This is a genomic window from Streptomyces sp. NBC_00989 (assembly GCF_045162655.1).
In the GTDB taxonomy this organism is placed as follows: Bacteria; Actinomycetota; Actinomycetes; order Streptomycetales; family Streptomycetaceae; genus Streptomyces.
Window position 1 is genome coordinate 1,011,862 of record NZ_CP108728.1, and the last position, 21,071, is coordinate 1,032,932.

Consider the following 21,071-nt stretch of genomic DNA (forward strand, 5'->3'; position numbering starts at 1 on the left):
CTTTCCTCCCCACCCCCCATCACCACAGGAGAATCCGTGCTCAGACGGAAAAGACTGTCCGGCCGCCACGCCATACCGAGAGCGCTCACGGCTGTCGCGCTCGTGGCGACCACCGTGACCGGAATCGAGTTCGCCACGCAAGGTTCGGCGAGCGCGGCGAACTCGGCGGCGGCCGCGCTGCCGACCGGCTACACCACGGTGGTCAACAAGGGCAGCGGCAAGTGCGTCGACGCCCGCTCGGCCGCGAGTGCCGACGGCACCGCCGTCCAGCAGTACACCTGCAACGGAAGCACCGCGCAGAACTGGCAGTTGGTCGCCACGAGTGACGGCTACTACCGGGTGAACAGCAACCTGAACGCGGCCGAGGCCTGGGACGTCACCGGCGTCTCGACCGCCGACTCCGCGCTCATCCAGCTGTGGACGTACTCCGGCGGCAACAACCAGCAGTGGCTGCCGGTCGTCGAGTCGGACGGCGCCTACCACTTCGTCAACCGCAACAGCGGGAAGTGCCTGGACGTCCCGAGCGCCTCCACCGCGGACAGCGTGCAGCTCGCGCAGTACACGTGCAACGGCACGGCCGCGCAGTCGTTCACGCTCGGCGGCGGCGCCACGAACCCGCCCGGCACCCCGGACTTCGGCCCGAACGTGACGGTGTTCGACCCGTCGATGTCGGCGTCCAGCATCCAGTCCAAGCTGGACTCGGTCTTCTCCCAGCAGCAGACCAACCAGTTCGGCTCGGCCCGGCAGGCCCTGCTGTTCAAGCCGGGTACGTACAGCGCGAACGCCAACGTCGGCTTCTACACGCAGGTCGCCGGTCTCGGCTTCTCGCCGGACGACGTGACCATCAACGGTTCCGTGCACGCGGAGGCCGACTGGTTCCAGGGCAACGCGACGCAGAACTTCTGGCGCGACGCCGAGAACCTGTCGGTCAACCCCACCGGCGGCACCGACCGTTGGGCCGTCTCGCAGGCCGCGCCGTACCGGCGCATGCACGTGCGCGGCAACCTGGCGCTGGACGACGGTGGTTGGTCCAGCGGCGGCTTCATCTCCGACACCAAGGTCGACGGCCAGATCCAGTCCGGGACCCAGCAGCAGTTCCTCACCAGGAACTCCACGATGGGCAGTTGGTCCGGCTCCAACTGGAACATGGTCTTCGTCGGCGACCAGGGCGCACCCGCCCAGTCCTTCCCGACGTACACCAACGTCGCCAGCTCCCCGACGATCCGCGAGAAGCCCTTCCTCTACGTCGACAGCGCGGGCGCCTACCAGGTGTTCGTGCCCGGACTCCAGTCCAACGCCGTCGGTACGACGTGGAGCGGGAAGACCCCGGCGGGCAAGTCGCTGCCGATCGACCAGTTCTACATCGTCAAGCCCGGCGCCACCGCGGCCGACATGAACACCGCCCTCGCGGCCGGCAAGAACCTCCTGGTCACCCCGGGCGTCTACCACCTCAACCAGACGCTGAACATCACGCGCCCCGACACGGTCGTGCTGGGCATGGGCCTGGCCACCTTCGTGCCGGACGGCGGGATCACCGCGATCTCCACCGCCGACGTGGACGGCATCGAGCTGGCGGGCCTGCTGATCGACGCGGGCACCACCAACTCCGCGACGCTGGTGCAGATCGGCCCGTCCGGTTCGACCGCCACCCACGCGTCCGACCCGACGCAGTTGTCCGATGTCTTCGTCCGCATCGGCGGCGCCACCGTCGGCAAGGCCACCAACTCCGTCGTCATCAACAGCGCCAACACGATCATCGACCACACCTGGATCTGGCGGGCCGACCACGGCAACTCCGGCACGGTCGGCTGGACCACCAACACGGCGGACACCGGGCTGATCGTCAACGCCGCCAACGTGACGGCGTACGGCCTGTTCGTCGAGCACTTCCAGAAGACCCAGGTCGTCTGGAACGGCAACGGCGGCAGAACGTACTTCTTCCAGAACGAGATGCCCTACGACCCGCCGAACCAGGCCTCCTGGATGAACGGCACCGGCAAGGGCTATCCCGCCTACAAGGTCGCCGCCAACGTAACCACCCACGAGGCGTGGGGACTTGGCAGCTACTGCTACTTCAGCTCCAACTCCAGCGTGGTCGCCGATCGCGCCTTCGAGGTGCCGAGCGTGTCCGGGGTCAAGTTCCACGACATGGTGACCGTCTCGCTGGGCGGGGTCGGCACGATCAGCCACATCATCAACAGCACCGGCGGACCGTCCAACTCCAGTAGCAACGTCGCCTACTTGACCAACTACCCGTAGACCGCACGGAAAGGATCGATCACCAGATGAACACCATCAGATCCGGTTCCACCCGCGCGCTCCTGCGGGTCCTCCTCCTACTGGCGACACTGCTGGGCCTCGCGGCCGTACCGCCCGCCGCCCAGGCGAGCACCGCGGCGACGCCGTTCAAGATCCTCGCGCTCTACAGCGGGACCTACGACGCGGCGCACATCGACTTCGACAAGGAGGCGAACGTCTGGTTCCCGCAGCAGGCGGCGGCCAACGGCTACACCTACACGGCCAGCACCAACTGGGACCTGCTCGCCAACGGCGGGGTCAACGCCTACCAAGTCGTCCTGTTCCTCGACGACTTGCCGCAGACCGCCACCCAACGCACCGGTTTCGAGGCGTACATGAGGGGCGGCGGCGGCTTCATGGGCTTCCACGTTTCCGCCTTCACCACGAACGCGGCGAGCTGGTCCTGGTACCACAACACGTTCCTCGGCTCGGGGAACTTCGTGTCCAACACCTGGGGTCCGACCGCGGTGACCCTGAAGGTGGAGGACCACTCGATCCCGCCCACCGCCGCCCTGCCGGCCACGTTCACCTCGTCGGTCAGCGAGTGGTACAGCTGGTCCAACGACCTGCGGCAGAACCCGGACATCAAGATCCTCGCGTCGATCGACCCGAGCAGTTTCCCGGTCGGCACCGATCCCAACCAGTCCTGGTACAGCGGGTATTACCCGATCCTGTGGACCAACACGAAGTACAAGATGCTGTACGCGAACTTCGGCCACAACGCGATGAACTACACGACCAACACGCGTCTGTCGTCGACGTTCGCGAGCGCGACCCAGAACCAGTTCCTGCTGAACGGGCTCAAGTGGCTGGGCGGGGGCGACACTTCGACGCCGCCGACGGACACCCCGATCTCGGAAACGTCCTGGTACTCCGTACAGAACGGCGGCAACGGCACCTGCGTGGACGCCCGTTCGGCGGCCACGGCCAACGGGACGGCGATCCAGCAGTACGCCTGCAACGGCACGACGGCGCAGCAGTACCAGTTCCGCTCCACCGACAGCGGGTACATGCAGATCACCGCGCGCGGCAACCCGGCGCAGGCCATCGACGTGGTCGACCGCTCGACGGCGGACAACGCGCCGTTGCAGCTGTGGGCCTACTCCGGCGGCACGAACCAGCAGTGGCAGCCCGTGAAGGAGACGAGCGGGCGCTACCACTTCATCGCCCGCCACAGCGGCAAATGCCTGACCGCCGCCACGGCGGCGACCAACAGTGTCCAGCTCACCCAACGGACCTGTGACGGCTCGACCGTGCAGGCCTTCCAACTCGCCGTGCAGTCCTGAGCCTGCACGGCGACCAGGGGTGCCTCCGTCGTATCGCGGGTCGATACGTCGGAGGCACCCCTTCGTTCTCGCCCCCCGCTCCGGCCGCCGAGCCGTTCCCTCCGCGACGTTCTCACCGCTAACAAGATCCTGTTGTCGGCGATACGCATCTCTGTTATCGTCGATTACATGAACACGAGATCGCTGATAATCGAGGCGGCGGCGGAGCTGATCGCCCAGTCGCCGAGCGGCGACGTCTCGACCCGCGCGGTGTGCGAGGCGGCGGGTGTCCAACAGCCCGTGCTGTACCGGCTGTTCGGCGACAAGGACGGGCTGCTGGCGGCGACGGTCGACCATGTGTGGGACCAGTACCTGGAGACCAAGCGCGCGGCGGAGAAGTCGGCGGACCCGTTGCGGGATCTGCTCGCCGGGTGGGACAGCCATGTGGCGTTCGCGCTGGCGCATCCCAACGCCTACAAGTTGATGTTCGCCCCGGCGCTGCGGTCGATGCCGGAGGCGGCGCGGGAAGCGCTGCGGATCCTCCGCGCGGTGCTGGAGCGGCTCGCCGCGCAGGGCCGGATGCGGATCGCACCCGGGATCGCGGCGCAGATGGTCATGACGGCCACCACCGGTGTGGCGCTGGCGCTCATCACCCGCCCCGAGCTGTATCCGGACGCCGGGCTGTCGACGCTGGTCCGCGACGCGATGGTCCAGGCGATCCTGCTCGACCCCGCGGCGGACACGACGGCCCACGACGCCCGCGCGGCGGCGGCCACCACACTGCTCGCCTCCCTGGACGACCTCACTCCCGAACCGTTCACCCCCGCGGAGTCGGCCCTGCTCGGGCAGTGGCTCACGCAGATCCCCACCTCCACCCAGCTCCCCACCTCACGGAAGGGCCCTCACCATGACTGACACCCACACCCCCACCCGCGTCGCCCTGATCACCGGCGGCTCCGGCGGCATAGGCCGCGCGGTCGCGGAACGCCTCGCCAAGGACGGCATCGCCATCGGCGTGCACTACGCCGGCAACAAGGCCCGCGCCGACGAGACCGTCGCCGCGATCACCGCGGCCGGCGGCCGGGCGATCCCGGTCGGCGGGGACGTGGCCGACGAGCAGGAGATGGCCGCCGCCTTCGACGCGGTCGAGGCCGAGTTCGGCGGGCTCGACGTGGTCGTCAACACCGCCGGGATCATGGTCCTTTCACCCATCGCGACCATGAACCTGGACGACCTCGACCGCATGCACCGCACCAACATCCGCGGCACGTTCGTCGTCTCCCAGCAGGCGGCCCGCCGGGTGCGCGCGGGCGGCGCGATCATCAACTTCTCCACCACCGTCACCCGCACCAAGTTCCCGACGTACGGCGGCTATGTGGCGAGCAAGGCCGCGGTCGAGGCGATGACTCTCGTACTCGCCCGCGAGCTGCGCGGCAAGGACATCACCGTCAACACGGTCGCCCCCGGCCCCACCGCCACCCCCCTCTTCCTCGACGGCAAGGACGAGACGACGGTCCAGAACCTCGCCAAGGCGGCCCCGCTGGAGCGCCTCGGCACCCCGGACGACATCGCGGAGTCGGTGGCGTTCCTGGCCGGCCCGGCGCGCTGGATCAACGGGCAAGTACTCTTCGCCAACGGCGGGTTGGCGTGACCGGGGAGGAATCCAGAGATGGATCCGGCGACTGCCGGACACCTTCGGGAGGAAGCTCGCCGAGTGGCCCTCCGCAAGACCGGTCGCCTACGTGGAGGCAGCGTCCTTCGGTGGCGTCGGCGAGCAGCGGGCCGTCGCCCGGATCCACGGGGCACTCGCGTGGGGACCGTTGGACCGACCGGCGACGGGGATCAGCCCGATCTCACATGCTCTGCGCCGTGAGCGGCCAGGACACGTTCACGGCCGTGGGCCCGGACCACCATCGGCACGACGACGGCCGGCTCTCCGCTTCCCCATGACGGCCCGGCCGCCCCGGCTAACCCACCGCGTCCGCCACTTCCCGCCGATACGGCTCCCCGCCCCCGAACAGCTCTTCGGACACGGCCCGTACGGCGTTGACAACCAGCGGAGCGACAAGTTCCAGCGGCGCACGGCCGTCCCCGACGACCGAGATCGCGCCGACCGGACCGTCGGGTCCGCGCAGGGCGAGGCCGACGCATCCGAGGTCGGGGAAACACTCGCCCCGGTCGATCGCGAGCCCGTTGCGACGGCGTACGGTGCCCAACTCGCGGTGGAGCAGGTCGAGTCGGCCGATGCTGTGCGAAGTGCGGCACTCCATCGCCTTCTGATAGCGGGCGTCGATCTCCTCCGGGCTCAGCCAGGCCAGCATGGCCTTCCCGAGCCCGGTGCAGTGAGCGACCGCGCGTCCGCCGACCCGGGAGGGGATGTCGACGGCCGCCCGGCCTCCCACCTTGTCGAGGTAGTAGATCTCCGGGCCGTCGAGCACGGCGAGATGGACGACCATTTTCGTGCGGACGGCCAGGTCGAGGAGTTGCGGCGCTGCCGCCGCACGCAGCGTGCTGTGCCCGATCTCCCGCCCGCCGAGACCGAGCGCCCGCGGTCCCAGCGCGTACCCGGCGACCGTGTGGTGCAGCCAGTCCAGGCGCACAAGCTGGTCGAGGATCCGGTGGGTGGTCGAGCGCGGCAAGTGGGTCCGGCGGGACACCACTTCGAGGGTGAGGTGTGTCTGGGGCCGCTCGAAGAGGTCCATGATCAGCGTCACGCGCTCCATCATCGACGGCGGCAGCGCATGCCGGTCGGCCTCGTATCGCGGGTCCAGGCGAAGGGCAGACGTCATCGTCAATGCCTCTCTGCTCAAACTGAAATCAATTCTAGTTCGGCGCCGGCGTCAACGTATCAACGGCATCGGACGCGAGCCAAGAGGCGTGCACGAGTTTATTGGTACGGCCGGTCCAATCAATACGAAAAAGCGCCGCTCCCGGCACACGGTCCGGGGAGCGGCTTTGCGGAAACGCGTGATCAGCAACCGCGCGTCAGGTCGAGCGCGATGTCCACGATCATGTCCTCCTGCCCACCGACCAGCCCTCGCCTGCCGACCTCCTGAAGGATGGTGCGCGCGTCGAGGCCGTACTGACCGGCCGCCGTCTCCGCGTGCCGCAGGAAGCTGGAGTAGGCACCCGCGTAGCCGAGGGTCAGGGTCTCCCGGTCGACGCGCACCGGACGGTCCTGGAGCGGGCGGACCAGGTCGTCGGCGGCGTCCTGGAGCGCGAAGAGGTCACAACCGTGTTCCCAGCCAAGGAGGTTGGCCACCGCGATGAACGGCTCGACCGGGCAGTTGCCCGCGCCCGCGCCCTGTCCTGCCAGGGACGCGTCCACCCGGGTCACGCCCTCCTCCACCGCGGTCACCGAGTTGGCGACCGAGAGGGAGAGGTTCTCGTGCGCGTGGATGCCGATCTGGGTGTCCGGGTCGAGTACGTCACGGTAGGCACGGATGCGGTCACGTACGCCGTCCATGGTCAGCCGGCCGCCGGAGTCGGTGACGTACACACAGTGTGCGCCGTAGGACTCCATCAGCCGTGCCTGGCGGGCGAGTTCGGCGGGGTCGGTCATGTGGGCCATCATCAGGAAACCGGAGACGTCCATGCCGAGTTCTCGGGCGGTGGCGATGTGCTGGGCCGCCACGTCGGCCTCGGTGCAGTGGGTGGCGACGCGGACCGAGCGGACGCCGAGCGAGTACGCCTGCTTGAGTTCGGCGATGGTGCCGATGCCGGGCAGCAGCAGGGACGTGAGCGTCGCCCGGTGGATGGCGCCGGCCGCGGCCTCGATCCATTCCCAGTCGGTGTTGCTGCCGGGGCCGTAGTTGAGGCTGCCGCCGGACAGGCCGTCTCCGTGGGCGACCTCGATGGCGTCCACGCCCGCCTGGTCCAGGGCCGCGCTGATGGCGGCCACGTTCGCGGGCGTGATCCGGTGCCGGATGGCGTGCATGCCGTCCCGGAGGGTGACGTCCTGGACATAGAGCCTGGGGGTCACCGGGTCACCTCCGTGGAGAAGCGCCGGGCGAGGCGCTCGGCGACCCGCAGGGCGGCCGAGGTCATGATGTCGAGGTTGCCCGCGTAGGCGGGCAAGTAGTGGGCGGCGCCCTCCACTTCGAGAAAGACGGACACCTTGGTGGTGACCTCGGAGGCGTCCCCGGTGAAGAGCGTGTGGACCGGATCACCCGCCGGGATCGGAGTGAACTGCACCTGCTGCTTGAGGCGGTAACCGGGCACGTACTCGGCGACCGCGTCCACCATGCCCTCCACCGAGGCCCGGACCTCCTCCTGGTCCGCGTCGCCGATCAGGCAGTACACGGTGTCGCGCATGATCAGCGGAGGCTCGGCCGGGTTGAGCACGATGATCGCCTTGCCCCGCCGGGCACCGCCCACCTTCTCGATCGCGGCCGAGGTCGTCTCGGTGAACTCGTCGATATTGGCCCGGGTTCCGGGTCCGGCCGATTTCGAGGCGATCGAGGCGACGATCTCGGCGTAGGGCACGGGTGTGATCCGGCTGACCGCGTGCACGATCGGGATGGTGGCCTGCCCGCCGCAGGTGACCAGGTTGAGGTTGTCGACATCGTTGGCGAGGTGCTCGTCGAGGTTGACCGGCGGTACGACGTACGGGCCGATGGCGGCGGGAGTGAGATCGACGAGCCGTTTGCCGTACGGGGCGAGCCGCTTGGCGTTCTCGACATGCGCCTTCGCGGACGTCGCGTCGAAGACGATCCCGATGTCGTCGAAGCCCTCCATCCGGATCAGGCCGTCCACGCCCTCGTGAGTGGTGGGCACCTTCATGCGCGCGGCGCGGGCGAGGCCGTCCGAGTCCGGGTCGATGCCCACCATCGCGGCCATCTCCAGGGTGTCGGACAGCCGTAGCACCTTGATCATCAGGTCGGTTCCGATGTTGCCGGAGCCGATGACGGCCACCTTGGTCTTCGTCATCCTTGGTCCTTGGGTGAGAACGTCGCGGACACCGTGCCGAGGCCCGTCAGCTCGGCCCGTACGGTGGTTCCTGGCGGGGTGGGGACAAGCGGACCGAGTGCGCCGGAGAGCACCACCTGACCGGCCCGCAGCGGGTCGCCGAACTCCCGGGCGGTGCGCGCCAGCCAGAGCAGCGCGGCGAGCGGGTCGCCGAGGCAGGCGGTGCCGTCGCCCGCGGACGCGAGCTTCCCGTCGGCGTACAGCCGCATCGTCACGTCCCGGGGTTCGAACGCCTTCAACTCGACCCGCTCGCCACCGAGTACGAACAACCCGCTGGACGCGTTGTCGGCCACGGTGTCGGTGATCGCGATGTCCCAGTCGGCGACCCGGCTGTCCACGATCTCCAGCGCGGCGACGGCGTACGCGACGGCGGACCGGACCCGCTCGACGTCGAGATCGTCGTGGTCGAGGTCGTCGGCGAGGACGAACGCGATCTCCGCCTCGACCCTGGGTTGCAGCAGCCGTTCGCTCGGCACCACCGGCAGTGCGCTGACGTCCATGTCGGCGAGGAGCACCCCGAAGTCGGGCCGGTCGACACCGACTTGGCGCTGCACCGCCTCGGAGGTGAGCCCGATCTTGCGGCCGACGACGCGTGCTCCGGCCGCGATCCGGTCGGCCACGACACGCTGTTGGACGGCGTAGGCGAGGCTGATGTCGCTCGCGCCGAGCAAGTCCCTTACGGGCGGGCAGGGTTGCCGGTCACGGGCCGCACGGGTGAGTCGTACGACCGCCTCGGCCACGGCCGCCTCACGGTCCGCCACAGCCCTCGGTTCCCAAACGTCTGTCATTCGCATCCCCAACTCGTGATGACCTCCAGCCTGGGCATCCGTGCCCGATCACGGTCCCGCGGGTTCCGCTCACCGGGACTCGGTCCGGGGGTGGACAACGGGTCTCGCTCAGCGAGATGACCGGCCGGAGCCGCCGAAGTGGCTCGATACCGTCGCCCGCACATTGCGAGAGGTTCTGGCGTTGAGCCGCGCTCGGCCGTCGAGCAACGTCAGCACACCTGAGGAGGTCAGGATGACCAGCAGCGAGGACGTCTACGACGTGATCGTCGTCGGGTCGGGCGGGGGTCTGGTCGGTGCCCATCTGGCAGCGTCACGCGGGCTGCGGACGCTCGTCATCGAGAAGACGGACCGTGTGGGCGGCACCACCGCCTACTCCGGTTCCGGTCTGTGGTACCCCGGTTCCGCGCCCATGCGACGGGCCGGACTCGACGACAGTGTCGAGGACGCGAGGACCTATCTCCGCAGCACCGTCGACGACGCGTCACGCGAGCCGCTCCAGGATGCCTACCTGCGGGCCGGCGTGGAGTTGATCGACGAGCTGGAGAAGAATCCGTGGTTCCAGTCGTTCGTGCACCTCCCGGTGCCGGACTACTATCCGACGGTCACCGGCTCGTCCCCGACGGGGCACACCGTTTTCCCGCCGCAGGTCACCGTCGCCGAACTCGGAGACCATGCCCGGCTGGTCCGTGCCTGCCTGCCCACCCAGCGATGGGGCCATGACGAAGGCCCGGTACTCAGCGGTGGCCGCGCGCTGATCGGCAGGACGTTGGCGGCGTTCCTGGAGACGGGCCACGGCTCGCTCCGCCTCAACACCGCGTTGGAGGGCCTCGTCGTCGAGGACGGCAGGGTCGTCGGCGTGGAGGCGTTGAGCGACGGCGAACAGGTCACGTTCCGCGCCACGGGCGGGGTGATCCTCGCGGCCGGCGGATTCGAGCGCAACCGCGAGCTGCGCGAGAAGTACCAGCCGGTTCCGGAGCGCGGCAGCGAGTGGACCCACGGCGCCCCCGGCAACACGGGCGACGCGCTCCAGGCCGGCATCGCGGTCGGTGCCGCCACCGACCTGCTCGACGCGGCCTGGTTCACGCCCGGACTCGTGTGGCCGGACGGCCTTCCGCTCTTCCACACGGGCACCCGGGGCGGAATCTGGGTCAACGCGGCGGGCGAACGCTTCGTCAACGAGACCCGCCCCTACGACCAGGCGGGCCGCGAGATCGTCCGCCTGCACACCACCACAGGCGTCTCGCACATCCCCGCCCACTGGATCATCGACCAGCGCCAGCTCGACCGGGACAGCTTCGGCGGCCCCTACGACGAGCCGGTCCGCCCCGAGTGGTTCGAGTCGGGTGCGCTGAAGAAGGCCGACACCCTTGAGGAGTTGGCGCGGCTGATCGACGTACCGCTGGAAGCCCTGCGCGCGACCGTCGAGGAGTTCAACGGCTACGCGCGGACCGGCGTCGACGAGAGGTTCCATCGTGGCGAGACACCCTGGGACCAGATGGCGCAGTACGTCCTGGGGTTCCCCGCCCTGCCCGAGCTGAACTACCCGGCACCGCCGCCCACGACCGAGTGGCCCAACCCGCTGCTGCCCCCGCTCGACACCCCGCCGTACTACGTCGCGACCATCCTCCCCGCGGACATCGGCACCAAGGGCGGCCTGAAGATCGACGAGCACGCGCGGGTGCTGCGCCCGGACGGCTCGCCGATCGAGGGGCTCTACGCGGCGGGCAACACCGCGGCCGCGATGACGGGACGCGTGTACCCGGGCGCGGGGGCTCCCATCGGTTCGAGTGTCGCGTTCTCGTACCTGGCGGTGCTGGACATCGCGAGCGGCACGGACTGACGCGTCAGAGCCAGCGCCGGAACGGCTCCCTGAACACCACCACGTCCGGACGCTTTCGGCCTACGACCCTTTCCGCGAGAGTCGTCGCGGAGAAATGTGAGGCCGTCAGCGGCCAGGCGATGACCACCGTCGAGAGGGCGACCATGATCGGATATTCGGTGATGAGCTGGTCCGCGCTCCAGTACGTCAGCAAGGTGAATGCCGACATGAAAGAGGCGGGCAGGGAGAACACTCCCAGGACGAAGGCGACTCCCAGCAATGTCTCCAGCAGGGGCATCGCGAATCCGAAGAAATGCGGCCAGCCCGCGAGTCCGAAATCGGCGAAACTCTTGAAGTAACCCGGAACCCTGCTGTTCGACTTCGCGCTGTTCGCCACCAGCAGGATGTCCGCAGCCCCGAAATGCGCCCGGTATTTCAACGTTCCTTCATGGAGCCACAGGACACCGAGGGCGACTCTGATCGCGCCGGCGAGGGCCGCCGCGATCAGAGTCGGGCGCGAATGGGACGACTTCATGACAGTTTCGCGGCGCCGAATACCGCCTTCGCCTTGTCGCAGTGGATGACCACGTTGCTGTACATGGACGCGTCGACGCCGTTGAGCGTGAACATCTGGGACTTCTCGTCGTACTTGACGCCACCGAGCTGCTTGCCCGCCGACACGGCGGCTTCATCCGTGCCGTTCGTGAGGTAGACATGCAGGTCCGGGCCCTCGTCGGACGTGAAGCCGGAGAGCGTGACGCCCGAACCGCTCACCTGTGCGGAGCCGGTCACCTTCTTGCCGTTGAGCCCTGCGAACATTCCCGTCCTGTCGGCCGACTTCATCGCCGCCTTCGAGGCCGACATGGAGGGTGCCGCCTTCGAGGTGGAGTCGCTGTTGTCGGACCCGCCGCACGCCGTGAGCGTGAAGGAAAGAGCAACGAGAGCCACGCCGACAAACCCGATTTTCCGCATGCCAAACTTCCTGTTCTTGATTCCGCCGGGAATCGGCGGCAAGAGGAACGGGCTGCCGCCGACGGGAACCAAGCTACCTACGGAATACGGGAAATGACCCCGCGACCAGGGGGACGTAAGAATTGCTTCACATTTACGCGGCGACCACCGCGACCACGGCGGCTACGGCGTGAGCAGCAACCGTGCGGCCAGGCGCATGTTGGTCTCCGCCTCCGCGGTGGAGAGCTCCTCGGTGAGCATGGCCACGAACAGCCCCCACCAGCCGTAGATGAGCAGGCGCGCCCTGCTGCGGTCGGTCGCCGAGGCCTCGCGGACGCCGGCACGGAGCAGCCGCAGGATGGCCTGTCCCAGGGCGCTGTCGACGAGGTCCATGCGGGCCGGGACGACACTCGTGTACTCGGTGAACGACGACAGTGCCACCGCCGAGGCGAGCAGGGGGCTGTCCAGCAGCTTCACGCTGAGCGTGATGAGCAGCTCGGCGACCTCGGCGGCGGCGTCCGTGCCCTCGGCGGCGACAGCGAGGTTCTCCCGACCGTTCTCGTGGCCGCCGAGGTACTGCTCGATGTGCCACTCCAGGACGGCCATGAACAGGTACGGCTTGGACGGGAAGTAGCGGTACAGGGTGGCGATGGCGACGTCGGCCTCCTTGGCCACGTCGTGCATCTGCACGCTGGCGAGCCCCTCACGGGCGCCGAGTTCGGAGGCGGCGCGGAGGATGCGGACCCGGCGGGCGATCTGGCTGCTCGACATCGGGGCCGCCGGTTGCCGTCCCTCAGCGGGTCTCGCCACGTCGTCCCCCATGTCGTCCGGTGCTCCCGCCGACGCTCAGGATGCCTCGGGGCGGGTCAGGAAGGCCAGGACCGCGCTCTCCCATGCCTCCTTCTGCTCGATCATGGCCCAGTGGCCGCAGTCGGGCAGCACATGCAGTTCCGCTTTCGGAATCGTACGCATCGGGATCAGCGCGCTCTCCAGCGGTGTGACCCGGTCGTCGCGGCCCCAGGTCAGCAGGGTCGGCGCGGTGATCTTGTGGAGGGCGGCCCAGATGGGCTGGTCGGAGTGGGCCTGCGCGGCCTGCATGGCGGCCATGGCCTGCCGGCCGTAGATCCGGCGGGAGGCCTCCAGGGTCGCGGGTTCGGTGGCGGTCGCCCACCGTTCCTCGATGAGTTCCTCGGTGAGGAGGGCCGGGTCGTGGACCATCGACCGCAGCCACTGGACCAGGTTCTCGCGGGTCGGGTTCTCGGCGAACTCGACCAGCAGGTTGAGGCCTTCGCTGGGGCCCGGCGAGAGGATGTTGCGGCCCACGCCACCGATGGTGACGACCCTGCGGAACAGGTCCTTGTGGGCGACGGCGAGTCCGGCGGCGACGAAGCCGCCCATGGAGTTCCCGATGACGTCGACGCGGTCGAGGCCGAGGCCGTCGAGGAAGCGCAGGACGGCCTTCGGGGCCGCCATCATGGGGTTCTCGTCGGTGGGGTCGCTGACGCCGAACCCGGGGAATTCCAGGGCGAGGCAGCGGAAGTGCCGCGCGAACACGGGGAGGTTTCCGCGGTAGTTGCGCCAGCCGGTCACGCCGGGACCGGAGCCGTGCAACAGGAGCAGGGGCGGCCCGTCGCCCGCCTCGTGGTAGCGCAACGTGCCCTCGGCGGTGCGCAGTTCGCGCAGCGTGTCCTCAGCGGTGAGTGTCATGACGGTGCGTGGCCTCCGGTCGCGGGGTGACGGGCGACAGTCACCGTGCCACCGCGTCCCGGCCGGGCGCCGCACTCCTCCCGATCAGTGGGACGTGCACGGCCCCTGGTCGGCCGGGCTGATTAGCGTCGGGCTGCCAGGACTTGACGACGGTGATGGGAGAGCCTGATGGGTGTGCGCTCACTCGGGTATGTACGGCTGGAGTCCAGCGACATCGAGAAATGGAAGGTGTTCGGGGCGGATTTCCTCGGCCTGATGCCAGTTGAGGGCGGCGACCCGGAGTCCCTGTACTACCGGATGGACGACTATCCGGCCCGCATCGTGGTCTCCCCCGGTTCACAGAGCGGGATGACCGCCCTGGGCTTCGAGGTGATCGACGAGCGAGAGTTGGCCCGGCTGGTCGCCGACGTCGAGAAGACCGGCATCACGGTGACCGCCGGCACCGAGGACGAGGCCGCGGAACGCAAGGTCACCGGCTTCGTCAAGTTCGACGACCCGGGCGGCAACCCGGTCGAGCTGTTCTACGGCGCGATCCTCGACCACGTTCCGGTGCAGACCCCTCTGGTCTCTGGGTTCCTGACCGGTGACATGGGCTTCGGGCACGCCATCGTCTCCGCAGAGGACGCGCGGGGCACCTTCGACTTCTACGTCAACGTCCTCGGCTTCATCGAGCGCAACACGATGCGCTCACCGGGCGGCACGACGTGGTTCATGGGCTGCAACCCCCGCCACCACACCCTGGGCGTCACGCCGGCGCCGGGCCCCGGGCGGCTGCTGCACTTCATGGTCGAGGGCAGGACATTGGACGACGTGGGGCGCGCCCTGGACCGGGCCGCGAAGCTCGAGGTCCCGATGATGCACTCGCTCGGCAAGCACACCAACGACCGCATGGTGTCGTTCTATGTGTGGTCGCCGGAGAACTACGCCGTCGAGTTCGGCTGGGACGGACTGAAGGTGCCGGAGCCGGTGCCCGTCTACGAGATCACCGACGGCGCGTTCTGGGGCCACCACTTCACCCCGCCGCCGCAGCCCGCCGGCTGACCCGAGCACAGCCGACAAGAGCCCCACGGCGACGGCCGTGGGGCTCCTCCGTGTCACCGCTCGACGGTGACGGCCCGCTCCGGGCAGGCCAACTCCCCGTCCCTGGCCGCCTGTTCGAGTTCCGGCGGCACCTCGCCGTCGAAGGGCAGCGCGTAGCCGTCGTCGTCGAGCCGGAAGACCTCCGGCGCCGCCGCCGCGCACCGCGCGTGCCCGGAGCACAGCGACGAGTCGATCCTGACCTTCATCGGGGTTCTCCTTCGTGGATACCCCCGGCTTCGGCCGGGGGAGGAAGCGAAGCTCCTGCGGAGCAGGGCAGGGAAAGCCGGTTCGCCGTCAGGGCGGACCGGTGTGCGCCGTCCACCGGCCGGCACCCGCCACTCACACGGGGGTTGATACGGTGTGAGGTATGGCGCGGCAGGTCAAGCGGGCGTTCAAGTACCGCTGTTACCCCACGGACGAGCAGGCAGCGGAGTTGTCGCGTACGTTCGGCTGCGTCCGCCTCGTCTACAACAAGGCGCTGGAAGAGCGCACCCGGGCCTGGTACGGGGAGCAGCGCCGCGTCTCCTACGTGCAGTCGTCGGCCGCGCTGACCGAGTGGAAGAAGACCGAGGAGCTCGCCTTCCTGACGGAGGTGTCCTCCGTTCCGCTCCAGCAGGCGCTGCGCCACCTGCAGACGGCGTTCGGGAACTTCTTCGCCCAGCGGGCGAAGTACCCGCGCTTCAAGTCGAGGAAGAAATCCCGCGCGTCGGCCGAGTACACCCGCTCCGCCTTCACGTGGCGCGAGGAACAGCTGACGTTGGCGAAGATGGCCGACCCTTTGGACATCCGCTGGTCGCGCCCCCTGCCCGAGGGGACGGAACCGACCACGGTGACGGTGTCCCGCGACGCGGCGGGCCGCTGGTTCGTGTCCCTGCTGTGCGAGGACACCATCGCACCGGCCACCGCGACCACAGCGGCCGTCGGACTGGACGCCGGGATCACCTCCCTCGTGACGCTGTCCACCGGGGAGAAAGTCGCCAACCCGAAGCACGAGCGCCGTGACCGCGCTCGTCTTTCCCGGGCGCAGCGGGAACTGTCCCGCAAGGCGAAGGGCTCGGCGAACCGGGAGAAGGCCCGCGAGCGGGTCGCCAAGGTCCATGCGCGGATCGCCGACCGTCGCCGCGATCACCTGCACAAGCTGTCGACTCGTCTCGTCCGTGAGAACTGTGAGAATCGGCGGGTGCTGTCCCGGGCTGCGGCTTGACCCGCGTGAGAACGGACCGTGGTGTCCTGGTTTGGATCTGTCGGTCGTTGGTCCGGGGTGGTGCTTGCTGTCACCGGGCCGGCGGGGTGTGTCCCGATAGGGGCCTTGCCGTGAACAGGGCGCCGTCACAGTTTTGACCGCCCCGACCGGTCCGGTGTCGGCCAACCGACACTCCAACAGACCGGGAGCGGATTGACCGTGGCCAGTATGCCCAACCGTGTGCACGCCAGCCAGCGACAGCCCGACGGCGAGGTCGTTCTGGGGGTCGATACCCACAGGGACACACACGTCGCCGCCGTGGTTACTCCTCTCGGCGGAGTCCTGGCCACCGAGGCGTTCCCGGCCACCTCGGTCGGCTATCGCGAACTGCTGGACTGGGCCCGGTCTTTCGGGACACTCACGCGTGCCGGAGTCGAGGGCACGGGCTCCTACGGAGCAGCCCTGACACGCCACCTCCTGGCCCGAGACGTCCAGGTCTTCGACGTCAACCGGCCCGACAGGACGGCCCAGCGGCAGCAGGGCAAGACCGACACCGTCGACGCCCAGGCGGCCGCGCGGGCCGTCATCTCCGGCAGAGCCACTGCCCAGGCCAAGACCGGCAATGGGCCGGTGCAGATCGCGCGCATGTTCAAACTCGCCAAGGACTCCGCCATCAAGGCCCGCACCCAGGCCATCAACCAGCTCAAGGCCGTCCTGGTGTCCGCCGACCCAGCCCTGCGGGAGCAACTGACCCCTCTGACCAACCCGGCGCTGATCCGCACCTGCGCGAACCTGACCTCGGATCCCGGCTACCTCGGCAGGGACGACGTCCTGGACGCCACAGTGGTCACGCTCCAGCTGCTGGCCGAGCGCATCCAGCAACTGACCGCGCAGATCGACGAGCTGAAGCGACGCCTGGCAGGCCTTGTCCAGTCCCACGCTCCGCAACTGCTGGAGCGCGTCGGCGTCGGCCCGGACAGCGCCATCACGCTCCTGATCACCGCCGGTGACAACCCAGAACGCCTGGCCGACGAGGCGTCCTTCGCCGCGCTGTGCGGAGCCAGCCCGGTCGAGCGCTCCTCCGGCAAACAGCAGCGAAGACGCCTCAATCGCGGCGGCGATCGACAGGCCAACGCTGCGCTCTACCGCATCGTGCAGAGCCGCCTGCGCTGGGATCCACGCACCCAGGACTACCTCAAGCGGCGGACCAGCGAGGGAAAGACCCGGCGCGAAGTGATCAGATGCCTCAAGCGTTACGTCGCCCGCGAGATCTTCTCCCTCCTCCCACGTGCCGGGCTCACGCCCGTCCTGGCATGACTGCTTGACAGTCATAGGGGCGTCCAAACGGTCGTGATCGAGGACCTCACCGTCCGCAACCTGCTGAAGAACCACACGCTCGCACGCGCCATCAGTGACGCGTCGTGGACGCAACTCCGGTCCATGCTGGAGTACAAGTGCGCCTGGTACGGGCGCGAACTCGTCGTGATCGACCGCTGGTTCCCCAGCAGCAAGCTGTGCGGGGCCTGCGGCACCCTCGCGGCGAAGATGCCGCTCAACGTCCGCACGTGGACATGCGCCTGCGGTGCCGTACATGACCGCGACGTGAACGCGGCGCGCAACATCCTGGCCGCCGGGCTGGCGGCGTCTGCCTGTGGAGACGGTGTAAGACCTCAACGGGAGTCCTCCCGGACTGGGCAGTCGTCGGTGAAACAGGAATCCCAGCGGGCGACCGCTGGAATCCCCCGCCTTTAGGCGGGGGAGGAAGTCAACCTTGACTCCGTTCGTTCTACGGCTTGTTCGTCGATCCGGCGTCGACGGTGAACTGGAGACCCGTGACGTACCGCGCCTCGTCCGAGGCCAGGAACAGCACGGCGTTCGACACGTCGCGCGGTTCGACGTACGGGGCGAGGGGGTTCATCGCGGCCAGTGCGAACAGCGGTTCCCGCGCGGCGAGTTCCTCGATCGGGACGCCGACGGTGATGCCCGTGTCACTGACCCCGGTGGGGTGCACGGTGTTCACCCGGATGCGGTGCGGGGCGAGTTCGTTGGACAGCGCCTTCATCAGCCCGACCACGCCGTGCTTGCTGGCCACGTAGTGGGCGTACGGCACATGGCCGCGGATCCCGGCGGCCGAACTGGTGATGATGACGGAGCCGCCCTGTCCGGCCTCGATCATCCAGGGGATCGCGGCGCGCACCGTGTTCCAGGGGCCCTTGAGGTTGACGTCCATGACGACGTCCCAGGCCTCCTCGGACAGTTCCCAGGCGGCGCCGATGCTCATCACGCCGGCGTTCGCCACGAGCGTGTCGAGCCGCCCGAACTCCTCCCGCGCCGCGTCGACCGCGGCCCGCACCTCGGCCACCGAGCGGACGTCGGCCTGGACGGCGACGCACCGGCGGCCGGTCGCCCTGACCAACTCCGCCGTCTCTTCCAGCTGTTCCTTCGACGCCAGCGGGTAGGGCAGCTCGTCGCTGATGTCGTGACACACGTCGGTGACGACGACATCGGCTCCCTCCTCCGCCAGCCGCACGGCATGCGAGCGCCCCTGACCGCGGGCCGCTCCCGTGACGAGCGCCACCTTGCCCTCCACGCGCCCCACGTCAACTCCCTTTCGCTCAGCGGACATTCAGGTCCTCGGCGGCCTCGCGCAGGGCGCGCAGCCGCGTGTCGAGGAGTTCGCGCTCGGCCTCGTCGCCCGCGCCGAGTTCGGCCAGCCGGCGGGCGGTGAGACCGATCTCCTCCTGGAGGCGGCCGTACGCCTCGTCGCGGGTCAGCAGGTCGAGGTCGGTCCAGTCGGAGCGCTCGGACTCCGGGCGCCTGCTCATGCGGGGAGGTTGTAGAGGCGGCGGGTGTTCAGCTCCACGATCTTGTGCACCTCGTCGTCCGGTACGTCGGCGAGGACCTCGGCCGCGTAGGCGCGGCTCTTGGGCCAGTAGGAGTCGGAGTGCGGGTAGTCGCACTCCCAGGTGATCTTGTCGACGCCGATGTGGTGGCGCACTTCCACGCCGAACCGGTCGTCGATGAAGCAGCCGTGGAAGTGCTTGTGGAACAGCTCCGAGGGGCGCACGCTCTGGTTGACGTTCTGGTAGAAGCGGTGCCGTTCCCAGGTGCCGTCGCTGCGTTCCAGCAGGTAGGGCATCCAGCCGATCCCGCCCTCGGACAGACCGATCTTCAGCCGCGGGTGGTTGTGGAGGACCGGGGAGAACAGCAGGTCCGCGGTGGCGTACATGGAGTTGCAGCCGAACAGTGCGATGGTCACCGCGAACGGCGCCTCCGGGGCCGTCTTCGGTGCGGCGCCCGAGGTGCCGAAGTGCAGGCACAGCGGCATGTCGGTCTCCTCGGCCGCCGTGAACACCGGGTCCCAGTGGTCGGTGTGGAACGACGGCAGGCCCAGCGGGACCGGGTTCTCCGGGAACGAGATCGCCTTGGCGCCCTTGGCCGCCGTACGCCTGATCTCGGCCGCGCAGGCGTCGACGTCCCAGAGCGGCAGGATGACCAGCGGGATGAGCCTGCCGGGGGCGGTGGCGCACCACTCGTCGAGCACGAAGTCGTTCCAGGCCTGGACGCAGAGCAGGGCGAGTCGACGGTCCTGGCCGTCCAGGAAGATCGTGCCCGCGAAGCGCGGGAACGACGGGAAGCACAGCGCGCCCCACACGCCGTCCAGATCCATGTCGCGCAGTCGGGCCTTCGGGTCGTAACAGCCCGGGATCATCTCGTCGTAGCGGGTGGGCTCGAGGCCGAACTCCTCGGGCGACTTGCCCGCGACGGCGTTCAGGCCGATGTAGGGGTAGATGCGGCCCTCGTAGTTCCACACCTCGGCCGGGGCCTGGCCCTCTCCGCGCGCCTGTTCCACGATCCGCGGTCCGGCGTCCCGGTACTTCGCCGGCAGCCGGTCCGTCCACAGGCGCGGCGGCTCGATCAGGTGGTCGTCGGTCGACAGCAACTTCATCCATGGCTGCAATGGCATCGATGTGCTCCCTCGAATCTCACGGACTCTCTAGCACTGGCCGAATTGTGTGCACTGTTCGGGTCCCACTGAACGGAAGCCGGCGAGCGGTCAGGGGACTTGACGCCGATCATGGATCACGAACAGCCCCATCGGACAGTATTCAGGCTACTCTTTTATCTCCGGCGGAAGGAGACCCACGATGGGCCGAGTACAGGACAAGGTCGTCTTCATCACCGGGGCCGCGCGCGGACAGGGCCGCGCCCACGCGCTCCGGCTCGCCGCGGAGGGCGCCGACATCATCGCCGTCGACCTGTGCGAGGACATCGCCACCAACGCGTATCCGCTGGCCACCGGGGACGACCTGGAGGAGACCGTGCGCCAGGTCGAGAAGCTCGGCCGGCGCATCGTGGCGCGCAAGGCGGACGTACGCGATCCGGCGGCGCTCAAGGCGGCCGTGGCCGACGGGGTGGCCGAACTCGGGCGGCTCGACGCCGTGGTCGCGCAGGCGGGAATCGCCCCGCTCGGTCCGCAGCAGGGCGTCCAGGCCTTCATCGACGCCGTCACCGTCGACTTCAACGGTGTCGTCCACGCCGTCGAGGCCGCCCTGCCCCATCTGCCGGACGGCGCCTCGATCGTGGCGACCGGATCGATCGCGGCCCTGACCCCGGCGACCGTCGACAGTCCGTCCAACGGCCCCGGCGGCCTGGGCTACTCGTTCGCGAAGCGCCAAGTGGCCGCGTTCGTGCACGACTTGGCGACTGTGCTGCTGTCCCGGAAGATCCGGGTCAACGCGCTGCACCCCACCAACGTCAACACGGACATGCTCAACAGCGACATCATGTACCGGTCGTTCCGGCCCGACCTCGACAACCCGACCCGCGAGGACGCCCTGGTGTCGTTCCCCGCGACGACGGGCATGGACATTCCCTACGTCGAGCCGGAGGACGTCGCCGACACCGTGCTCTTCCTGGTCTCGGACGAGTCCCGCTACGTCACCGGCATGCAGATGCGGGTGGACGCCGGCGGCTATGTCCGCAAGCGTCCCCAACTCCCCACGTTCTGA

At 68.9% G+C, this 21,071-nt stretch carries 21 protein-coding genes and 2 pseudogenes; 11 read left to right on the top strand and 12 right to left on the bottom strand.

Translation table 11 applies throughout. The features are described from left to right. The first annotated feature begins 36 nt into the window (after nucleotides 1-36). The 4 genes from OG714_RS04550 to OG714_RS04565 all read left to right on the top strand — a co-directional run bounded on the left by OG714_RS04550 (nucleotide 37) and on the right by OG714_RS04565 (nucleotide 5,214). Nucleotides 37-2,259: an RICIN domain-containing protein gene (locus OG714_RS04550; RefSeq protein ID WP_406118681.1), complete on the top strand. Its 2,223-nt coding sequence runs from the start codon at nucleotides 37-39 to the stop codon at nucleotides 2,257-2,259. A 26-nt stretch (nucleotides 2,260-2,285) separates the two neighbouring features. Beyond that, entirely contained in the window at nucleotides 2,286-3,584 is a 1,299-nt protein-coding gene (locus OG714_RS04555; protein WP_406118682.1) for a ThuA domain-containing protein, read from the top strand. 168 nt (nucleotides 3,585-3,752) lie between these two features. Beyond that, the gene (locus tag OG714_RS04560; RefSeq protein WP_406118684.1) at nucleotides 3,753-4,478 is read left to right on the top strand and encodes a TetR/AcrR family transcriptional regulator; all 726 of its coding nucleotides are present in this window, start codon (nucleotides 3,753-3,755) and stop codon (nucleotides 4,476-4,478) included. Further along, nucleotides 4,471-5,214 (top strand): SDR family oxidoreductase, encoded by a 744-nt coding sequence (locus OG714_RS04565; protein ID WP_406118685.1) that lies wholly within the window; start codon nucleotides 4,471-4,473, stop codon nucleotides 5,212-5,214. The genes OG714_RS04560 and OG714_RS04565 overlap by 8 nt, the downstream gene beginning before the upstream one ends. A gap of 316 nt (nucleotides 5,215-5,530) precedes the next feature. Here OG714_RS04565 and OG714_RS04570 read toward each other — a convergent pair whose 3' ends face one another. The 4 genes from OG714_RS04570 to OG714_RS04585 form a co-directional block, all read right to left on the bottom strand. After that, nucleotides 5,531-6,289 carry an IclR family transcriptional regulator gene (locus tag OG714_RS04570; protein WP_406131719.1) on the bottom strand — a complete coding sequence of 253 codons (759 nt, stop codon included), beginning with the start codon at nucleotides 6,287-6,289 and terminating at the stop codon, nucleotides 5,531-5,533. Nucleotides 6,290-6,534: 245 nt separating this feature from the next. Continuing rightward, nucleotides 6,535-7,545: a 4-hydroxy-2-oxovalerate aldolase gene (gene dmpG, locus OG714_RS04575; protein ID WP_406118687.1), complete on the bottom strand. Its 1,011-nt coding sequence runs from the start codon at nucleotides 7,543-7,545 to the stop codon at nucleotides 6,535-6,537. Then, entirely contained in the window at nucleotides 7,542-8,492 is a 951-nt protein-coding gene (locus OG714_RS04580; protein WP_406118688.1) for an acetaldehyde dehydrogenase (acetylating), read from the bottom strand. The genes dmpG and OG714_RS04580 overlap by 4 nt, the downstream gene beginning before the upstream one ends. Further along, nucleotides 8,489-9,319, bottom strand: a complete 831-nt coding sequence (locus tag OG714_RS04585; RefSeq protein WP_406118690.1) for a 2-keto-4-pentenoate hydratase — start codon at nucleotides 9,317-9,319, stop codon at nucleotides 8,489-8,491. Before OG714_RS04585 ends, OG714_RS04580 begins: the two co-directional genes overlap by 4 nt. Before the next feature lie 232 nt (nucleotides 9,320-9,551). Between OG714_RS04585 and OG714_RS04590 the strand changes: the two genes are divergently transcribed. Further along, nucleotides 9,552-11,159 (top strand): FAD-dependent oxidoreductase, encoded by a 1,608-nt coding sequence (locus OG714_RS04590; protein WP_406118691.1) that lies wholly within the window; start codon nucleotides 9,552-9,554, stop codon nucleotides 11,157-11,159. Nucleotides 11,160-11,163: 4 nt separating this feature from the next. On the opposite strand, the gene OG714_RS04595 is transcribed toward OG714_RS04590, so the two are convergent. Together OG714_RS04595 and OG714_RS04600 are read right to left on the bottom strand one after the other, a co-directional pair. Further along, nucleotides 11,164-11,673, bottom strand: coding sequence for a hypothetical protein (locus OG714_RS04595; protein ID WP_406118692.1), 510 nt, complete (start codon nucleotides 11,671-11,673; stop codon nucleotides 11,164-11,166). Further along, nucleotides 11,670-11,957 carry a DM13 domain-containing protein gene (locus OG714_RS04600; protein ID WP_406118693.1) on the bottom strand — a complete coding sequence of 96 codons (288 nt, stop codon included), beginning with the start codon at nucleotides 11,955-11,957 and terminating at the stop codon, nucleotides 11,670-11,672. The genes OG714_RS04595 and OG714_RS04600 overlap by 4 nt, the downstream gene beginning before the upstream one ends. Here OG714_RS04600 and OG714_RS04605 point away from each other — a divergent pair. Continuing rightward, nucleotides 11,941-12,207: a hypothetical protein gene (locus OG714_RS04605; RefSeq protein WP_406118695.1), complete on the top strand. Its 267-nt coding sequence runs from the start codon at nucleotides 11,941-11,943 to the stop codon at nucleotides 12,205-12,207. The two genes, OG714_RS04600 and OG714_RS04605, sit on opposite strands and share 17 nt — an antisense overlap. A 65-nt stretch (nucleotides 12,208-12,272) precedes the next feature. Here the strand turns inward: OG714_RS04605 and OG714_RS04610 are convergent, their stop codons facing one another. Further along, a complete protein-coding gene (locus OG714_RS04610) occupies nucleotides 12,273-12,899 on the bottom strand; it encodes a TetR/AcrR family transcriptional regulator (RefSeq protein ID WP_406118696.1) in 627 nt (208 codons plus the stop codon). 36 nt (nucleotides 12,900-12,935) lie between these two features. Continuing rightward, entirely contained in the window at nucleotides 12,936-13,796 is an 861-nt protein-coding gene (locus OG714_RS04615) for an alpha/beta fold hydrolase (protein ID WP_406118697.1), read from the bottom strand. A gap of 168 nt (nucleotides 13,797-13,964) precedes the next feature. Here OG714_RS04615 and OG714_RS04620 point away from each other — a divergent pair, with 168 nt between their 5' ends. Further along, nucleotides 13,965-14,837 (top strand): VOC family protein, encoded by an 873-nt coding sequence (locus OG714_RS04620; RefSeq protein WP_406118698.1) that lies wholly within the window; start codon nucleotides 13,965-13,967, stop codon nucleotides 14,835-14,837. Between the two features lie 53 nt (nucleotides 14,838-14,890). Here OG714_RS04620 and OG714_RS04625 read toward each other — a convergent pair whose 3' ends face one another. Further along, nucleotides 14,891-15,082: a ferredoxin gene (locus tag OG714_RS04625; RefSeq protein ID WP_406118699.1), complete on the bottom strand. Its 192-nt coding sequence runs from the start codon at nucleotides 15,080-15,082 to the stop codon at nucleotides 14,891-14,893. A gap of 161 nt (nucleotides 15,083-15,243) precedes the next feature. On the opposite strand from OG714_RS04625, the pseudogene OG714_RS04630 reads away from it, so the two are divergent. From OG714_RS04630 to OG714_RS04640, 3 genes and pseudogenes are all read left to right on the top strand, one after another. Next, a pseudogene (locus OG714_RS04630) lies at nucleotides 15,244-16,041 on the top strand (RNA-guided endonuclease InsQ/TnpB family protein); the annotation flags it as partial. 246 nt (nucleotides 16,042-16,287) lie between these two features. Then, entirely contained in the window at nucleotides 16,288-17,376 is a 1,089-nt protein-coding gene (locus OG714_RS04635) for an IS110 family transposase (protein ID WP_329557339.1), read from the top strand. Nucleotides 17,377-17,400: 24 nt separating this feature from the next. Further along, nucleotides 17,401-17,811, top strand: a pseudogene (locus OG714_RS04640) (RNA-guided endonuclease TnpB family protein); the annotation flags it as partial. A 34-nt stretch (nucleotides 17,812-17,845) separates the two neighbouring features. Here OG714_RS04640 and OG714_RS04645 read toward each other — a convergent pair. From OG714_RS04645 to OG714_RS04655, 3 genes are read right to left on the bottom strand one after another with little or no spacing between them, the layout of a single operon-like run. Continuing rightward, nucleotides 17,846-18,658, bottom strand: coding sequence for a mycofactocin-coupled SDR family oxidoreductase (locus tag OG714_RS04645; protein ID WP_366496443.1), 813 nt, complete (start codon nucleotides 18,656-18,658; stop codon nucleotides 17,846-17,848). 16 nt (nucleotides 18,659-18,674) lie between these two features. Next, nucleotides 18,675-18,884, bottom strand: coding sequence for a hypothetical protein (locus OG714_RS04650; protein WP_365302523.1), 210 nt, complete (start codon nucleotides 18,882-18,884; stop codon nucleotides 18,675-18,677). Beyond that, on the bottom strand, nucleotides 18,881-20,026 hold the full coding sequence (locus tag OG714_RS04655) for an amidohydrolase family protein (RefSeq protein WP_406118700.1): 1,146 nt from the start codon (nucleotides 20,024-20,026) through the stop codon (nucleotides 18,881-18,883). Before OG714_RS04655 ends, OG714_RS04650 begins: the two co-directional genes overlap by 4 nt. Nucleotides 20,027-20,207: 181 nt before the next feature. Here OG714_RS04655 and OG714_RS04660 point away from each other — a divergent pair, with 181 nt between their 5' ends. Then, nucleotides 20,208-21,071 carry a mycofactocin-coupled SDR family oxidoreductase gene (locus OG714_RS04660; RefSeq protein WP_406118701.1) on the top strand — a complete coding sequence of 288 codons (864 nt, stop codon included), beginning with the start codon at nucleotides 20,208-20,210 and terminating at the stop codon, nucleotides 21,069-21,071.

Excerpts from the sequence above, each read along its gene's own strand:
- OG714_RS04590 (WP_406118691.1), top strand. The coding sequence starts at position 9,552 with ATGACCAGCAGCGAGGACGTCTACGACGTGATCGTCGTCGGGTCGGGC.
- OG714_RS04555 (WP_406118682.1), top strand. The coding sequence starts at position 2,286 with ATGAACACCATCAGATCCGGTTCCACCCGCGCGCTCCTGCGGGTCCTC.
- OG714_RS04580 (WP_406118688.1), bottom strand. The coding sequence starts at position 8,492 with ATGACGAAGACCAAGGTGGCCGTCATCGGCTCCGGCAACATCGGAACC.
- OG714_RS04655 (WP_406118700.1), bottom strand. The coding sequence starts at position 20,026 with ATGCCATTGCAGCCATGGATGAAGTTGCTGTCGACCGACGACCACCTG.
- OG714_RS04625 (WP_406118699.1), bottom strand. The coding sequence starts at position 15,082 with ATGAAGGTCAGGATCGACTCGTCGCTGTGCTCCGGGCACGCGCGGTGC.
- OG714_RS04620 (WP_406118698.1), top strand. The coding sequence starts at position 13,965 with ATGGGTGTGCGCTCACTCGGGTATGTACGGCTGGAGTCCAGCGACATC.
- OG714_RS04660 (WP_406118701.1), top strand. The coding sequence starts at position 20,208 with ATGGGCCGAGTACAGGACAAGGTCGTCTTCATCACCGGGGCCGCGCGC.
- OG714_RS04615 (WP_406118697.1), bottom strand. The coding sequence starts at position 13,796 with ATGACACTCACCGCTGAGGACACGCTGCGCGAACTGCGCACCGCCGAG.
- OG714_RS04635 (WP_329557339.1), top strand. The coding sequence starts at position 16,288 with ATGCCCAACCGTGTGCACGCCAGCCAGCGACAGCCCGACGGCGAGGTC.
- OG714_RS04595 (WP_406118692.1), bottom strand. The coding sequence starts at position 11,673 with ATGAAGTCGTCCCATTCGCGCCCGACTCTGATCGCGGCGGCCCTCGCC.
- OG714_RS04600 (WP_406118693.1), bottom strand. The coding sequence starts at position 11,957 with ATGTTCGCAGGGCTCAACGGCAAGAAGGTGACCGGCTCCGCACAGGTG.
- OG714_RS04585 (WP_406118690.1), bottom strand. The coding sequence starts at position 9,319 with ATGACAGACGTTTGGGAACCGAGGGCTGTGGCGGACCGTGAGGCGGCC.
- OG714_RS04560 (WP_406118684.1), top strand. The coding sequence starts at position 3,753 with ATGAACACGAGATCGCTGATAATCGAGGCGGCGGCGGAGCTGATCGCC.
- OG714_RS04650 (WP_365302523.1), bottom strand. The coding sequence starts at position 18,884 with ATGAGCAGGCGCCCGGAGTCCGAGCGCTCCGACTGGACCGACCTCGAC.
- OG714_RS04565 (WP_406118685.1), top strand. The coding sequence starts at position 4,471 with ATGACTGACACCCACACCCCCACCCGCGTCGCCCTGATCACCGGCGGC.
- OG714_RS04570 (WP_406131719.1), bottom strand. The coding sequence starts at position 6,289 with ATGATGGAGCGCGTGACGCTGATCATGGACCTCTTCGAGCGGCCCCAG.